Below are 16,805 nucleotides of genomic sequence, written 5' to 3'. Positions count from 1 at the left end.
TCAGGGCGCCTGGAACAGCATCCCAGGATATTCACGTTCGATCCGTTGCAGGTCTTGCGCATATTTCTGCTGTAAGGCGGCGACGGTCTCGGGCCGGTATGGGTGAAACCGAGACCGGTCTGGTCCGGCGGGCAATTCTTCGTAGTAAATACGTTTGACGCAGGCTCGCCGCTCCTGAACCGATAAGGACCTGTCCAGATCTTCCGCTCTGCGGATCGCCTCATGTGATGGCGAGGTCGTGCGTTCCGGCGGGGGCAAGTCCGGAAAGATCCCGACATCCCGACCCGCGAATTCCGTCAAAATCTCCTGCCAGCACACCCGATAATCTTCGTGTTTCCAGACCTGAAGGCTGGCGTTGGGAAAAGCGGTCAAAAGCCGTCCGATGAGGTCGGGCCAACTGGGCGGCGCATCAAGAACTGCGTCACCGATCCGCAAAGCCCATTCCGGTCTGGGCGCAAAAGTCTTGAGCATCTGAGCATAAGCTGATGGCAGCAGCTTGTCATAAGCCCGGATACCGAGAAAAAGTTTGACCGTTCCCCCACCTGACAGCGCATTCACAAGATGCTCTCCCCGAAATGACGGATAGAGACCGGGTGCAAGCAGATCGTCGGAATATCCAAGCAAATCCTCATCCGACAACAAGACCGTTTCAGCACCATTGCGCAACGCATCGACATAACGCCGGAACTGATAGGCCAGCGGTGCAGACCAGAACCGCCGCCGCCAGTGATTTGGGTTGGAATAGCGTCGTTGCAGAGGTCCGAATACCTCTCTGGGAACGTAATCTATGCCTTTTTTCGCCAGCTGATCCCGATGCGCGAGCAATGTGTCCTGCAGATGCGTCGTCGCCGTCTTATGCGCCCCAAAATGTATGCGCCATTCCTGTATCGGTCGCACCCGCTCACTCCACTTTTCACCCGAACCTCAAATCACGCGGCCACATCTGCCAGAACCTCCTGATATAACGCAATATCGGCAGCGTAATATTCCCGGACAAAGTTCTGCACATCGGGTTCACAGAAAACGGGATGCGGCTGGATGCTCCCCGGCTTCATCAACACGCGCCGGGCAGAGACGCGCAAGGTTTCATGCACTGGGGCAGGCAATAATCGCCGGGCCAGCGCACTGCCTTTATATGTGGCGCGTTTCAGAGCCGGATGACGAAATACAGTTGTCTTGTTTGCGTGCCCGATTTCCAGCATGTCCGTGCCGATCTGCCGGGAAAGCGCCTGAACGAGCAAATCAAGCCGTTCAACCGGATAGAGGTGCTGCACCAGCCGCTCACCATTGAACCTGATAAAATCGGATTGCCGCGAGAAGTGAATGTAATCAGAGGCAACCACCTCAGGACCGGAACGCAGGTACGCAATGACCTTTTGGGTTTCTCCGCGCAGTTCATCATCATCAAGTTGCGCAAACTCCTTGCCCAGATACATCTTGGCCCGTTGCGACATCGCAGACTGGAAACGCCGGAACGGATCACGCAGCAAAGCGTAGCTGTCATAATCCTGCAGCTTCCGGAAGGCCTCGGGATCGAGATCGTGCAAAAGCGCAAGGGGCAGATGGCGGTAATCTATCTCACCCAGTTCCGGGTGACGTTCGACCTCTTTCAGAAATCTTACATCTGCATCATGAAAGGGCAGAACCGCATTGCGCACCGACGTGCCGGCGCATTTGGGTATATGAATGAATACGAAGCGGTGATTATCAGATAAAATCATAACTCAAAAAAAACCCATAACTTTCAGCATCGCCTGTATCCATTGCATCAGATGCGCACACCTACGATGGAGCTATCCTTCAATGCTATTTTGGCCAGGTGCAAGTTTACACCCGGCCAAAATGCTTTTTCATTTGTTCCATGCGCGCCTGTGACGCGGTGTTGGATTACCCCCCCAACCAATCGCCCTGTGTAGCTGACGAGTCAACGAAGGTGACGTCGTCATCAACGGCAAAATGGCTGATTTCACCGTCTACGTGATCCTTGCGGGTTGATCCGAGGTTCCAACCCCATTGTCTGCCGCCATGCGCATCGGAAAAGTCGAAATCCACCGAGGTTTCTTCAAGGACCAGCACATCGTCGACCAGAACCTGAAGACGATCCGCCGTTTCATCGACCAAGACTGTAATCTGGTGCGTATCGGTGTCGTTGAGACCGATATTATCGACCTTGAACCCTTTGCTGAACTTGGCATCATTGTTCTGAACATGCGCAACCAGCCCGTCATCCTCCAAGGTCAGACCCACGCGGCCTTTGTTCCAGACCAGGCGCTGATCGCTGCCATCCGCCTCATCTCTGGTAAACTCGACGGTAAATGCCAGTTGGTCCGAAGACTCGAACTCCTGCAGGCGACCGAGTTTTACCGCATCACCCTTGCCGTCAAAATGAATGGCAGAGCCAGAGGCCGTGTCCACAACTGAGGCATCCCCTATAAATTCTGCTTGGCCGTTGCCGGGCAAGCCAGCGATATCGAGTGCATAATCATCGACTATCACCTGCCCCTGTGCAGTCCCCGTGCCGCCAGTATCTGGCTGGGTCGGAGGCGTACTGCTGTCTGGCTGCCCTGTTCCCGTATCCGGCTGGGTCGGAGGCGTGCCGCTATCCGGCTGCTCTGTTCCCGTGTCCGGCTGGGTCGGAGGCGTGCCGCTGTCCGGCTGGGTCGGAGGTGTGCTGTTATCCGGCTGCGTTGGCGCCGGGCCGGGATTGATCGACGCGGGTGGCGCGCTGACCCCTGTGCTACCAACCCATGCATCGTAAGACATAGGAAATTGCATCGCGAGATCCGAACCGGCATTCATCGTATCAACTGCACTGCCCGGAATAACACCGTATTGATTGTACCCGTCCTGTGCCGCAGTCGCATAATAGACAAACATGTTGTCGTAGTGGTTAGGCGCGCTCGGGTCCGTGTTTTGAACATAGACATTGTCAATGACCGTCCAGTCCGATTGACCGTTATGCCCGGCAACACCGGAAACGACATTCCCGTCAATTGTAACGTCCTGCGAGGTCGAGCTTACGTTGATTTTCGGAATCGTGATCCCACCTGTCTTAGCCCGGTCCACGGCCAGAATAGTGTTGTGCGAGATCGTCAGGTCCTTGGCACCGGTAACCGTGATCCCATGAGTGTGGGCGTTGTAGATTACGTTATCTTCGATCAGAATGTTCGTGTAGAACATGGCAGGATCGTTGGGATCGGTTTTACCGTTGCCCATAAAAATCGTCTGAGCGTGTGTTCCCGTCCCCATGTCGAACACGTTGTCCCGGATGATCACACTGTCACTGGGTCCAAGCCCCTTTGAAAACTGGATCATGTCCCGGTGGTCCGCGGAATTGGGCGAAGCGCGGAAATCGTGAAGGTAGTTGTTCTCGATCAGAAGGTTTTGGTTCCCGCCAAACGACATCCCATCAGAACGGAGCGAATGCACATCATTACCCGAGACAGTGACGTTGGTGCTGGCGCCGACACTCAGCCCCTTCCACCAGTCATAGAATTCATTGTTGTCGATAACGATATCCGAGCTGTCCCGCACCGCCAGGGCTTTCCCCGTTCCATAACCATCGTCAATGGCAGAAACACCCCGGGCCAGATCACCATCAAAGATTGAATCCTTGATCGTGATGTTTGCGCTGTTTTTGACTTCAAACGGTTTATAGCTCGTTGATTCACCGTTGAACGTGTAATCGAACGTAATGTTTTCGAAGGTTATGTTCGATGCGCCATCCAGCGTCATCTCTGAGATTGTGGCAGGCGCATTGGGGTCTGCCGATTTGATCGTTACGTTCGATGCGTAGTTGATGTTGAAACCTGATTTCCCATCCAGATTCAAAGTCCCGTAATCACCTGCCGCAAGCAGTATTGTTTCCCCACCTTTCGCCTGAGACAGAGCCTGGTTCAGTTCCGCTGCAGAGGTTACCGTGATTGTCGTCGACATATTTCACCTTCTGTTTCATAGGCGCTGTGAGTGGCAGCGCACGAGATCCCGCACACCCAGGACAGAAGGAACAGCCGCACGAAGGCGACAGAGGGGCCAGAATATGGCTATGTTTGGAAACTGTTGCCTGTATTGGGACAATATTGCCCAATTGCTGTCATTTCCGAGTGAACTCGAGTACTCGATACCGGGAATTGTTCCTCTTCCCTTGGCGGTGACATCAGGTTTTACGAATTGATTCTCAAGTCGCAACAATGGTCACAGAAAAGCCTTTTTTCAGGCGTGTCCTCGCGTATCACCAACTGGCGTCGGCGGTGAATTGCCCGGTACCCTTACGTCACCCGGTGCAATTTGCCTGCCAAAACACCCCAAGCACCGCTCATACACGGTTGTGGACACGACTCATCCGCACTCGTAGCCTTTTCGCATAGTAGTAGCGATTAAAGCGGGTCCCTTCTTATGCAGCGACACATATACACCTCTGTCGGAGTACTGGCTTGCGCCTGCCTGATTCTGCTGTCCCTCCCAGCATCGCTATCTGCGGCCTCGGCCTGTACGAACCCAAAGATCACAACGAATGTGGCCAAAGCAGCCAACGGCCAGAGCATCCGCACCCCTTCAGAACTGTCTGCTGCAATCAAAAAAGCGAAGGGCGGTGAAACACTCGTTCTGGACGGCGGCAATTACGGCTCTTTGAAAATCAAAAAATCTTTCCCCAAACCTGTCACGATCCGGTCAGCCGCTCCCGGATCGCCCGCCTGCTTCACCGAGCTGCGCTTGAACAAAGCTGGCAATGTCACGCTCGATGGGCTGGCCTTCGACTACGTCTACTCTCCAGGGGACAAGGATTCGATCAACCCGTTCAGCATCAAAGACAGCCACAGGATAACAATCGCCAACTCTGTTTTCGACGGGGACCACAATTCCGGCGTCGGGCACGGGCGCGGTCTGCGCTTCAAGGGCAGCTCCTCGGTCAATATTCTGAACAACACTTTCAGGAAGTGGTGGAAAGCCGTGACCGGTGGCCACGGCACAGACATTACATTGAGAGGCAATGAAATATACGACATCCGGTCAGACGGTATGGGATTTGGCGGCATCGCAGGCCTTTTGGTCGAAGGCAATCGCCTGCACAACTTCCGGGGCGTCCCGAACCGCGATCACCGGGACATGATTCAGATCATGCGCAGTTCCGGCCTGCGTAGCTCTGACATCGTCATCCGCGACAATGTCTTCGATATCGGTCGCGGGGATTACACTCAGACCATATTCATTGGCAGCAGCGGCAAGAACATGAACGACCCCCAATTGCGCCACCAGAATGTCCTGATCGAGAACAACGTCATCTATAATGCGCATGTTCACGGCATCTCGGTGGACGGTACCGACAACCTGTCGATCCGCAAGAACTCAATCATTCGGGTGCGGCGCAGCAAGGACGGAGGCATCACTATTCCGCGTATCAACATTGCGTCCTCACGCCATGTCGTCATCGAACAGAACGTCGTCAGCGGCATCAAGGGGTTCGAAAACCAGCGCGACTGGGTTGTCCTCAATAACGCTATTGTTCAGGATCAGTCCCCTTCAGCACAGGGATACTACGATCGCGAGTTCATTTATTATGCGACCGGGCCTGCAAACGGATTTCATGAATATGGTGTGCGCCCAGACAGCGAGATCGAACGCCTCAATGCTGGCTCATCATTGGTAAAAAGCTATCCAACCCGACGATAGGCAGTATCCGACCGGAACCCTGCGGTCGCGCTGTCCTTATTCTGTCCATCAAAAACCCGTTGAACCTAAGCCGATTTTATCCTCTCTCTTCCGCCAGTGATTAGCCCGAGGCGCCAAAGCCATGATCTCAAATCTCAAAGACAAGCACCTGTTCTTCAGGTTTCTGAGTATCAGCGTTGTCGGGACGATTGCGGATTATCTGCTGGCACTGCTGCTCGTCCTTGCCTTTTCCGCATCATATGTCTTCGCCTCGACCTGCGGCTTTGTCCTAGGGTCGGCAGTCAATTACTGCGGACATAATATCTTTAGCTATGAACACACCGACAAAAGCACAATCTCGCTCCTGGGATATGGGAAATACCTTCTGGCGGTCCTGTCATCTTTGGTGACCCGTCTCGCAGTAGTGGCAGGACTGGGATATGTGACTGCCCTGCCTTTCTGGTTTATCCTGTTGGTTGCGATCGGCGCCTCATTTGTTACTAACTATGTGATTTCGACGCTCTGGGTGTTTCGCAAAACGAACTAGAGCGACCGAGTTTTAACCTGAGACATATCCGGCGGCCTGAAAGTAGTTCCGGCACTCTTCGGGTGAGAAGAGATCGCAGATTTCCGAGAGGGCATCGAACATGTCCGTGAAGGTGCGTGCCCCGACCCGTCGCAGGTGCGCCTTGAGCTTCGAGAACGCCATCTCAATCGGGTTCAGGTCGGGGCTGTATGGTGGCAAAAAGAGGAACCAACAGCCCGCATCTCGCATGGCTTTGGAAACAGCAACGTTCTTGTGCGTGGTGAGGTTCTCGAGGATGACAACTGTTCCCGGCGCCAATTCAGAGACCAGAACTTGTTCGACGTAAGCGGCAAAGGCCTCTCCGTCCATCGCACCTTTGATAGCCCATGGTGCGATCAAGGCATTCACACTCAGGCCTGCAATAAAGGTCTGCGTCCCCATGATCCGAAGGGACGTCCATGACAAGCCTTTCTCCACGCTGTGACCAGTCACGCTGGCGGGTCAAATTGGTTTTGACAGAAGTTTCATCTTCTATCATTCATATCATTTTTAAGTATACAGGCACGCATTCTGCGCATGATGATAACCTGACACAACCACACATAAGTATTTGCAATTATATTTCATTCTAACACAGAATATGCATTCAAAGGGGGGACGTAGATGAAATATCGCCCGGATATTGACGGCCTCCGGACTGTTGCCGTTTGCTCTGTTGTGCTGTTTCACACCGGGCTTGGCTTTCCAGGTGGGTTTGTCGGTGTCGATATCTTCTTTGTCATCTCCGGTTTTCTAATCACGACAATTCTCTGGACGGATCTGCAGACCGGCCGCTTTTCAATCATGAACTTCTATGAACGCCGGGTCCGGCGTATTCTGCCAGCACTGTTTGTAGTCATGCTGGTTTCAACGGTGCTTGCCGTTTTGCTGTTTCTGCCAGACCACCTGGCTGATTTCGGAAAAAGCATGTTTGCCGCGAATATTTTCCTGTCAAACCTCTATTTTTATTTTGAAACAGACTATTTCACCGAAGCAGCGCATCTGAAACCAATGCTGCATACTTGGTCTCTGGCGGTGGAAGAGCAGTATTATATTCTGTTTCCACCAATACTGGCCCTGCTGTTCAGAATGTTCCGCCCCTCAGCCGTTCTGGGCTGGCTTGTCGCCGCTGCAGCCGTTTCGCTGATCGTGTCAATCTGGATGGTTCAACGCAACCCCCCTGGCGCCTTCTATCTGCCCCAGGCCCGCGCATGGGAATTGCTGCTGGGGGCCATGACCGCGATCTGCGTCGCACAGGGATGGGGGAAAGTCATTGAAACACGGCCCAACCTGACCTTCTGGCTGGTTCTGCTGGCCATGGCTTTAATCGTCTGGCCGGTGGCGACCTATGGTCCGGAAACCATTTTTCCGGGGCTGTCGGCAGTACCACCGTGCCTTGGCACGGCCATTCTCATTCTGACTGGCGCCTACAGAAAGACCGTCGCAACCCGGCTGCTATCCATACCGCCAATGGTCTTCATCGGAAAGATTTCCTATTCGCTCTACCTGTGGCACTGGCCGGTTCTGGTCTTTGCTATTTATGTCTCGGTCGACCCTCTGACATTTTCAGAGATTCTGGGATGTATCCTTCTGTCCTTTCTTCTCGCCACTTTGTCGTGGCGCTATGTCGAAGCCCCTTTCCGGAAAAGCCCGGGTTTCGGCCGACGGCAGATCTTTACCTTCGGCAGCGTATCCGCAGTTCTTATTGCCGGGATTGGCGGCGGTCTGGTTGTCACCAGCGGGCTACCTGCACGGATGCCGTCCGACATTACAAGACTGTTGCAGGAAGACCGATTCCTGCACGATCAACGTAACTGTCATTTCATCACACCAGAGCGTGCAAAAGCAGGAGATATCTGCCTGCGTGGCGCCCCTGACGTCACCCCCAGTTTTGTTCTTGTCGGAGATAGCCATGCCGATGCTTTCAGCCCGGCGATCTTTACAGCCGCGCAATCCGTCGGGCTGAGTGGCTATCAATACACCCAGGCCGGGTTTCGCCCTCTGCCCCGAATCCAGAAAAAGGGCGATCCGTCATATGCCGCCCAGACAGAAGCTTTCATGAGCTTTCTTGCAGACAAGCCCGAGATCGACACAGTCATCATCACCGCGTTCTGGGAGCATCAGATAACCGGCGCAACCTACCGCCATAGCGGTGACATCTGGTTCGATGCCGGGCAAACCGACTGGAATGGGCAAACAAACCGCGAAGCTTTACTTACAGGGATTGGCAGGCTGGCGGAGGCCTTCCCAAAGCGTCGGTTCATTCTGCTGGATGACGTACCCAGCAGTGATGATCTTGACTTGAAAACCCACCTGCGCTCACTGCTTTTCCAAGCTCACGATCAACATGAAGAGATCGGCATGCATGCCGAAAGCTACGCGGTCCAAAGGGCAATATACGAACCTCTTCTTGTACAGGTGGCAGAAACGCATCCCAACGTGGTTTATCGAACATTCTTCTTATCTCTTTGCAACACGGACATCTGTCCCTTGTTCAAAGACAATGAACCGGTCTTCCGAAACGGGGATCACCTCAGCGTGCAAGGTGCTCACTTATTGCGGTCCGAAGCCAAAGTGCTTTTACAAGATATCTTCGGCCTGCCACCCGCAGCTGACATGTAGCAATGCAAAAAACTTGGCCCCATGACGTCATCAGATAACGAACATATTCTCTTCATCCGGCGCGAGTACCGCACTCAGGCCGTTCTGTGCGCCCTTGGCATCGCCCTTGTACTTGCCGTCATATTGCGGCTTTGGGGGATCGAACCGCGCAGCTTGTCCCACCCCGAAATCTACGTACCCGGCATAAATCTTGTTCCCGGTATTTCCGAACCACCGCCGCGACATGGCTTTGCCGAAACGCTCTGGTGGCATTTTCACGACGAACCGCACCCCATGGGGTGGTATATGGCCATGCTGGGCTGGACCAAGACATTCGGAACCTCGCATTTCGCGCTGCGGGTTCCAGGAGTTCTGTTTACCCTGGGGTCGATCCCGCTGATCTTTCTGATCGCCCGCAGTGTATTCGGATCGACCATCGGCTGCCTTTCCGCACTGCTGCTGTCACTTCACGGCTTTCACGTCTTCTGGAGCCAGATGGCCCGCATGTATGTCGCCGGAGCCTTCCTGTCCCTTCTGGCAACCTGGCTGTTGTTGCGTCTGTTCAGAACACCCAGACCACGACCCTGGATCGAAATTGCCTATATCGCAGCGGTCCTGGCCGGGGTTCTGACGGTCGAGTTGTTCTGGCCCCTGATCCTGATCCATCTGTTCTGGGCAGCGCTGGTTCTGCCCAGAACAGATGTGACATCCGGGCCGCTTCTACATCGGATCGGCCTGAGACAGGCGCCCCGGCTGTTTCAGGTGCAGGCTCTGGCTTTCATCCTGTCCGCCCCAGCCTTGACCCATGCTGTATATCGTGCGCGCAAGGGCGCGGCTGCAGACCCCTCACCGGACTTTCTGAGCGAGTATTTCTCCTTCGGGTTTCTGTTTGCGAAAGATGAATTCACCATTCCGTCGCTACAGCTCGGATCGATTTGGACCTGGCTTCTTCTAGCCTTTGCCCTAGTGTTGCTGGCAGCCAGCCTGAAAGCCCCAAAACGCGAAGCGCCGATCTATACCCCGGACCCTAAAATCCCTGCATGGGTGTTGGGTCTCGCCGCCTTTTGTTCAGCCTGTTTCATGGTCTGGCTGGCCTCAATCGCCCACCGCCGAACCGAGGCCTTGATGATGATGTCCATCCTGCCTGTTCTGGCGCTACTCATTCCCGTTCTGGGCGGGCTCTGGGGTGCCCTTATCCCCCGTCTGCCATCGGATACCCTGCACTACCCCCAGGAACGGACACTGCTTTTGTGGCTGCTTGCTGTTGTTGCTCCACTGATCCTGTTTGTGGCCTCCTATGCGGTATCCATTCTGGCTCCGCGGGCTTTTCTGATCTTTGTACCCTACCTGCTGATCCTCTGCGCAGCGGGTGCAGTCTGGCTGTTTCAGAACAGCTTTCTCCGACTGACCCTGACAGGCCTTTGCGTGCTGGTCTTCGTCGCCAGTATTCCCTACGCCACCCAAAAACCCGGCTCTCCCAACAATTACCAGGGCATTGCACAAGCCATGCTGCCTGAAATGCTGCCCGATGATCTGGTTTTTTTAAGGGATCTGGATTGGATCGATACGCCCCTGTTTTACTACATCAACGAAGCAAATTTCATTGTTTCAGACCATGAAGCCGCCTTGCGGAACAATCCCGAAGCCCGCGTCTGGCTGATTACATGGCCCCATGAGGAAATGCCCGTCATCACCGATGCGCGACGCGAGGCGCTGAGTGGTTATGAGAAAACACTGGAATTCGAAAAGCTACGGGCCCATGCAGAACTCTTTGAGCCCCGGGCAAAACCATGATCATCTGTGCCGGACCAGACAGGAAAAGGCTTTCGTCATGGCGTCGCAGAACGTGAACACCCGCCCCCCCTTGCCCCAGGCAGAGACGCCGACGCTCAGTATCGTTGTGCCGATGTTCAACGAAGCAGATGTCCTGCCGTTCCTGTTCGATCGTCTGTGCAGCTTCCTTGAAAATCTCGGCGAAAGCTATGAAATCATCTGCGTTAATGACGGCAGCACGGATGCAACCACCGGGCTTCTGGCCGAGGCGCATAAGCGCGATAATCGCATCAAGGTGCTGAACTTTTCGCGCAATTTCGGCAAAGAGGTTGCCCTGACTGCGGGACTTGATTTTGCCTCGGGTCAGGCTGTTGTTCCCATAGACGCGGATTTGCAGGATCCCCCCGAACTGATTGAAACCTTCCTGGAAAAATGGCGCGAAGGATATGATGTCGTCTATGCCGTCCGGCGTCACCGCGACACCGATACCGCGATGAAACGCTGGTCTGCGATCAGGTTCTACAAGGTCATCAACCGTCTTTCAGGTGTGCCAATTCCGGCCGATACCGGTGATTTCCGCCTTATGGATCAACGTGTGGTTCGGGCCATCGTTCAGCTGCGCGAACAAAACAGATTCATGAAAGGGCTTTTTGCCTGGGTCGGATTTCGACACACCGAAGTTGCATATGACCGTCCCGAGCGTGCGGCGGGAAAGACCAAGTTCAACTATTGGCGCCTTTGGAACTTTGCACTGGATGGTATTACCGGTTTCAGCACCGTACCGCTCAGAATTGCAGGCTATATCGGCATGCTGACTGCATTGGCCGCGATTATCTACGGTATTTTCCTGATCTCACGCACCCTTGTTTATGGGGCGGATGTGCCCGGCTATGCCTCATTGATGGTTGCAGTATTGTTGATCGGCGGCCTGCAGCTTGTCGTGCTGGGCGTGATCGGGGAATATCTGGGACGGCTTTACTCAGAAGCTCAGAAGCGGCCGCTTTATATTGTCGAAAGCAGCCTGGGGCTTGAACCCCAAGACAGTCATTCACCCTGATCCCTCAGCCGCGCTGCAAATCCGCGTGCAGTTCATCTGCGCCGATAGACAAGAACCTGCCCGTCCCCCAGTGTTCCGGCGAACTCATGCACGCGTTCCAATTGCCCTTCAGCATCACGTTTCAGATCAGGAATGGCGCGGAACATCCGGTCTGGGAACAGAACAACCAGCATGGCGGGACCTGGCTGTGCCATCGCTTCGGAATAGTCGTGCACATCCCCGATGGTTCCCCAGTCGGCGTTGAAGTGACTTTCGAAAAGGGGGCCGCCCGGGTTGATCGCATATATGCGTTCTGACGGGCTGCGGGTTTCTTCCACAAGCGCAAAAGCCCCGGCCAGGTTTTGTTTCGGAGCAGAATAGTTTCGCTGCACCAGAAACACGGACACCACAATCATCGCCAGAATACCCAGCGCAAAGAGCGGCTGTCCGAACCGGGGCTGACGGAGCCACCGTGCCACCACATCAGCACCGTACCGACACCCCACAACGGCCAGAATAAGGATGAGGCCGATATCGACGAAAAAGAACCTCGGCCAGATCCGCATTTCAAGCGACAGAAGAAGGGCCAGCGTCACGGCGATATGCATGGCGATAGACGGGAAAAACAACGGTTGCGTCGCATGCGCCCCCACTGCACCAAATACGATGACCGCCAGCCCGCCGATGGCGATGAACAGCATCAGCGGACCAGTATTTCCAACCGCAGTCCGCAGGCCCTCGACAATTGCCCAAAGCGGGTTCTGATATTCCTGCATGGGGTCTACTGCGGATGTTGCCGAAACCTCGCTCACGGTGCTCGCGATACTTGGCAAAATCGGCAGATATGCGAGCAAGATCAAAACCAGCGCGACCGCAACACCCATCAGCGGGTGCAGTACCCATTCGCGAGTAAGAGTACCCCGGCCGAACCCGGTCGCCAGGCAAAGCAGCCAGATAATTCCCAGAGCGACAAAGAAAAACGCACCGGTCAGATGGGTGAAAACAGCGGCAGCGGCAGTAAAGCCGAAGGCAACCCAGGTCCCGGTCGCCGGCTGGCGCATCCCCCGCAGAAAGAAAATGAAGCCAAGCGTGCTCCAGAACGCAAGCTCGGTATACCCGCGCGCGTTTTGAGAGAACCAGACCTGATGATAGGACAGGGCCACCAGCAAGGCAGAAACATGCGCAATCGTGCTGTCTGCAACCTCCTTGGCCAGCCACCAGATTACCCCGACAAGACCAACACCAAACAGAACGGCCGGAAACCGATATGCCCAGGCCTGATCTCCGAAGATCTGGGAAACCAGCTTTGCCTTCATGCTGAAAAAATAATGATGGTTCATCGAATATTCGCGCATCATCTCATTCCACGGAAGGCTGACATGCGTATCGACGGTCCGGATCTCGTCATACCACAAGGGCGCATTCAGCCCTGCGCTTCTGAGAACTGCGGCAAGGAGAAGGATGAGCAAAAGTATTGCCAGATCATTGCGGCCAAGCACTGCAGACGGTTGGGTCATGGGGCTTCTCCGGTCAAACTCTTGATCACTTCAGGTATCAAGCAAAAAAAACAATCTTATTCCCATATTCCGGGCAGGCGGAACCCGCCGCCAAATTCTCCCGAATATCCCTCATCAGGCACATTGGCACAAAGAGCGGATGCCGTCGCATTTCATCTGGAAAATGTCATCCTGTCACGGACATTTCCGACGGCCAGGGCATGATTGTCGAGCGATCTGCAGAGGTCATCCCAACCTCTTTCCACCGGATCTGCCTGTGTAAAGCCATCCAAGCCTAAGGTAGAAACATGTCGGAGAGGAACAGCCCATCCACCGCATATAAAGCAAGGCATGAATTGAACCCCTTCAGGATTGTTGATCAAAAAGCAACAATCAACTCAAAACAGGCGATGTGTTGAAGGTTCTGCGGGCCACCATCAAGCACATGGATTTGGAAAGCATGCATTACATGTCAATTTTCCCTCTGTCTACAGGATGAATTTCAGGGCGTTAGCGGTTTTTCCTTAATCTCATGATGTTTCAGAACCACAGCCCGTTAAAAAGCACGATTGCCGTTGGTGACAAACCGCTCAACCCACGCTCATTCTGCCGGGATACGTTTCAAATTGTTCAAACGATCTGCCAGATGCATCTGAACAAGAAAGTGAATTGATACAACTGACAGCAGAAGGCACGCTCGATTGGGGTGGTGGGGTGTAAGTTTGCAGCCTCTGTCACCGAAGTATCGCAACTGGCTTTTACGGGTCGGCGGATCCTTAGTTGCCCTGTTCTTGCTTTTCTGGCTGCTTTCCGATGAACAGGTCCTGACCGCCTTCCGATCTGTCTATCTGTCAACTTTCTTCATTGTGGTTGGCCTGTTCATCATGGCACTATGTCGGTGCGGCGCTGAAATGGCGGTATCTGCTGGATGGCGGGTTGCCTGTATCGACAGCCATTCGGGCGCATTTTGCCGGGCTGGCCGCCAACCTGTGCCTGCCCGGTGCAATTGGAGGCGACGCGGTCCGGGCCGCTGTGGCATACCGCTCGATCGGAGACGCCCCCAGAATCGTAAGTGTGGCCGCTGTTGACCATTTCCGCCATTGGCATCGTATATGCGTCGGGCCGGTCGGGGGAGCGGCAATTGCTTTTGCTGACAGGCTTATCGCTGGCGCTGGTTTTCATCTGTCTCGTCATGTTGTCAAAGCTGGTGGATCTGGTCTGGCGGATCTTCCCTAGCCTTCTCGGGCGATCTTTCGCAGAAAAACTCGCTGGGCATTTCTCATCCATTTCGCGGCAGCCCAAACGGCTTTTGGTGGTCTTCCTGTCATCTGTCACCATTCAAACCGCGCTGGTGCTCATGTCCTGGTGGCTGGGCAAGGCGGCAGGCATTGGTACCGATGTCGGGCCCTGGCTGTTCGCACGGCCGCTGGCCAAGATCATCGCCGTTCTGCCAGTCACACTGAACGGGCTGGGTATGCGCGAGGGGGTACTGGCATCAATGCTTTTCCCGTTCGGGGCTGACGCGGCGGCGATCGTCGCTGCCGGTCTGGTCTGGCAGGCCGTCATGTTTACGGTCGGCGGGATCGGCGCGGTCTTTCTCTTCATCACCAACCGGATCGACCCGGCGGCGCAGGAAAGCTGGGCCGCAACAAAAGATCAGCAGCCCGGGTGACAGGCCATTTAAAGACGCCACATCCCGCATTTGAAGATGAAGCGGTTTGACTTGCTCCCAAAAGCGCCCCTCGGTTTAAAGTAGGGTTTGCTCACCCCTTCAAAGGAGCAAGCCAAATGCGATCACCGCAGGTCGAATTCGTTGCGATACCTTTGAACAATCTCAGAGTTCGCAAACGAAGCCTGAGTGCAACTCCAGACCCCCGGTCCGCGCTCAACACCTATTCCGCACTCAGCCGGAGTCACCTACTTTTTCTACATTTCACGCAGCCATTGGTCACTGTAAAGCGGGCCTAAGTCGCTCAGCAACCGTGTCTGCCCTGAGAGTAGATCAATCACGGGGGTATCCAGAATAAGGTCGGCACGCTTGGTTCCGCGGACAAATGACATACCTGAAGTTTCATCACGGGAGTCTCGGTGCCGGGATGGCCATGCGCGACATGTATCAAGCGCAGTTTTGATATGTAGGGCGAGGTTATCACGGATAAAAAATGCATTCACGCCCGCCGAATTGGTTCCGACAAATTGATATCCTTTGGCAGCTGCCAGCTTTTTGAATGCACCTAAAGATGCACCATAATACTGGCCTGAAAAATGCCCTGAGAAACGTTCAAAACTTGGATCGTAAGGGATTGTCAGATCATGCAGATCACCAAAGATCGCATTGTATTCGACAATGAGTATCGCCGGAGATACGGATTTTATTGCATCCAGAACCCAGTAGTCGTTGCCGTCTATATCTACACTGAGAATGCCGATTTCGCCTGTCAGACCATGGTCAACCAGAAGAGCGTCAATGTTCTCGGCTGTAACAAAGGCTTCAACCGGCGTTATGTCGTTCAGAACGTGGATTGGATCGGCACGAACATGCGCAATATTCGCAGCTGACCCGTCCATCACAAGGCCACGCCATCCCCGGTGACGCACCAGGAAACGTGTGTTTGCTTCAGCATAGTCTTCAACACCAAACTCTACAAAGACACGTGGAATGTTTGGGAGGTGCGAAATAAGCCACTCAATAATTCCATCTTCACCAAACTGAGAATAGATGCGGAATTCCGCGTTCGCGAGACAACCAAGCCGATCCATCGCCTGGACCTGACGCGCAGCAACCTGCCCAGTGGCCAGAAGCAAACGATCCTGGCGCCCGGCAAGGTCGGCGTGCTGTGCGGCAGTCATTAGCGTCGACGTCGGGACAGGCGCAGGTGGGATCTCGGAAGGGCATATGAGACGAGACAGGGCTTGACGTAGTTTCACAAACGGCATCCGTAATTGCGGAAGAGCAGCAGCATTAAGACGCTGTGCGGATTGGTATAAGCAAAAGGTCAGTATGCGGAGATCCGGCTTTGGATTCACCCTGCCTCAAAGCGTCATACATCTGATCAAGCTCATCAAGAGACCGATAGCTCAAACTCTCTGGACTGGAGGTTCCAAGATCGATGATCTGCACGTCGTCGCGTGACGCGAGAGCTTCCCGCAGCATCTTATAGCCTCCTGAACGCTCAAGGCCGTAGGGCCAAAACTCCAGTACAACCGGGCAGCGCATTTTGGTCAGACTCTCTGCGTAGCTCAGCACATGACCTTCATGCCCCTGCGTATCGACCCAAATCAAATCTGGTCCGCCTTCAGGCAACAGGCCGTCCTGTACCAAGCTATCAAAGGTGCGCACCGGCACCTCCTGAAGAGCCCAGTTTTCTTCGTCATGCAGGTTTGCGGCTATATCGTCAGAGACGCGCAAACGGTGATCCCCGAAATTTGACGGGGAAAGTTCCATCTGCATCGTACCGTTCTGGTTCGACACAGCCATCTGGTGGCAGGTTATTTTGTGCTCTACGTCATTCAGGACTGTGTTCGCGCGCAAAATACGAAAGTTCTGCGGATCTGGTTCGAAGGCAATAATTCGGTCAAAGCCGCGTCGCGCTGCGTGGATCGAGTGGGATCCGATATTTGCGCCGATATCCACGAAACAGGACGTCGCAACATCATGTCCGTTTCGCCCGAGGATTTGCATCAC

The 16,805-nt window shown here is 54.4% G+C and carries 12 protein-coding genes and 1 pseudogene; 6 read left to right on the top strand and 7 right to left on the bottom strand.

Features of this window, described 5'->3' with window-relative positions; all coding sequences use genetic code 11:
• The 3 genes from ALB80_RS19405 to ALB80_RS19395 form a co-directional block, all read right to left on the bottom strand.
• Positions 1–897 carry a hypothetical protein gene (locus ALB80_RS19405; RefSeq protein ID WP_050605759.1) on the bottom strand — a complete coding sequence of 299 codons (897 nt, stop codon included), beginning with the start codon at positions 895–897 and terminating at the stop codon, positions 1–3.
• A 32-nt stretch (positions 898–929) separates the two neighbouring features.
• Positions 930–1,721 (bottom strand): sulfotransferase family 2 domain-containing protein, encoded by a 792-nt coding sequence (locus ALB80_RS19400; protein ID WP_050605758.1) that lies wholly within the window; start codon positions 1,719–1,721, stop codon positions 930–932.
• 166 nt (positions 1,722–1,887) lie between these two features.
• Positions 1,888–3,936 (bottom strand): right-handed parallel beta-helix repeat-containing protein, encoded by a 2,049-nt coding sequence (locus tag ALB80_RS19395; RefSeq protein ID WP_050605757.1) that lies wholly within the window; start codon positions 3,934–3,936, stop codon positions 1,888–1,890.
• Positions 3,937–4,395: 459 nt separating this feature from the next.
• Between ALB80_RS19395 and ALB80_RS19390 the strand changes: the two genes are divergently transcribed.
• Positions 4,396–5,670 (top strand): right-handed parallel beta-helix repeat-containing protein, encoded by a 1,275-nt coding sequence (locus ALB80_RS19390; RefSeq protein ID WP_083445379.1) that lies wholly within the window; start codon positions 4,396–4,398, stop codon positions 5,668–5,670.
• 121 nt (positions 5,671–5,791) lie between these two features.
• Entirely contained in the window at positions 5,792–6,196 is a 405-nt protein-coding gene (locus ALB80_RS19385) for a GtrA family protein (RefSeq protein ID WP_050605755.1), read from the top strand.
• A 12-nt stretch (positions 6,197–6,208) separates the two neighbouring features.
• Here ALB80_RS19385 and ALB80_RS19380 read toward each other — a convergent pair whose 3' ends face one another.
• On the bottom strand, positions 6,209–6,640 hold the full coding sequence (locus tag ALB80_RS19380; RefSeq protein ID WP_157054274.1) for a transposase: 432 nt from the start codon (positions 6,638–6,640) through the stop codon (positions 6,209–6,211).
• 198 nt (positions 6,641–6,838) lie between these two features.
• Here ALB80_RS19380 and ALB80_RS19375 point away from each other — a divergent pair, with 198 nt between their 5' ends.
• Genes ALB80_RS19375 through ALB80_RS19365 form a run of 3 tightly spaced genes read left to right on the top strand, consistent with a single transcriptional unit; the run spans position 6,839 to position 11,645 of the window.
• Complete coding sequence (locus ALB80_RS19375; protein WP_050605754.1) at positions 6,839–8,836, top strand: acyltransferase family protein; 1,998 nt, start codon at positions 6,839–6,841, stop codon at positions 8,834–8,836.
• A 21-nt stretch (positions 8,837–8,857) separates the two neighbouring features.
• The gene (locus tag ALB80_RS19370) at positions 8,858–10,609 is read left to right on the top strand and encodes a glycosyltransferase family 39 protein (protein ID WP_050605753.1); all 1,752 of its coding nucleotides are present in this window, start codon (positions 8,858–8,860) and stop codon (positions 10,607–10,609) included.
• A gap of 37 nt (positions 10,610–10,646) precedes the next feature.
• Entirely contained in the window at positions 10,647–11,645 is a 999-nt protein-coding gene (locus tag ALB80_RS19365) for a glycosyltransferase family 2 protein (protein ID WP_050605819.1), read from the top strand.
• A gap of 32 nt (positions 11,646–11,677) precedes the next feature.
• Here ALB80_RS19365 and ALB80_RS19360 read toward each other — a convergent pair whose 3' ends face one another.
• Entirely contained in the window at positions 11,678–13,141 is a 1,464-nt protein-coding gene (locus ALB80_RS19360; RefSeq protein WP_050605752.1) for a glycosyltransferase family 39 protein, read from the bottom strand.
• A gap of 843 nt (positions 13,142–13,984) precedes the next feature.
• Between ALB80_RS19360 and ALB80_RS19355 the strand changes: the two are divergent.
• Positions 13,985–14,792: pseudogene (locus tag ALB80_RS19355) on the top strand (YbhN family protein).
• 254 nt (positions 14,793–15,046) lie between these two features.
• On the opposite strand, the gene ALB80_RS19350 reads toward ALB80_RS19355, so the two are convergent.
• On the bottom strand, positions 15,047–15,880 hold the full coding sequence (locus ALB80_RS19350) for a hypothetical protein (protein ID WP_157054273.1): 834 nt from the start codon (positions 15,878–15,880) through the stop codon (positions 15,047–15,049).
• 202 nt (positions 15,881–16,082) lie between these two features.
• Positions 16,083–16,805, bottom strand: a 723-nt coding sequence (locus tag ALB80_RS19345; RefSeq protein ID WP_157054272.1) for an FkbM family methyltransferase, incomplete at its 5' end; no start/stop codon positions are given.

This window comes from Ruegeria sp. 6PALISEP08, from assembly GCF_001238295.1.
In the GTDB taxonomy this organism is placed as follows: Bacteria; Pseudomonadota; Alphaproteobacteria; order Rhodobacterales; family Rhodobacteraceae; genus Ruegeria.
Note: the sequence above shows the minus strand (reverse complement) of the source record. Positions and strands in the feature narration are given on the sequence as shown.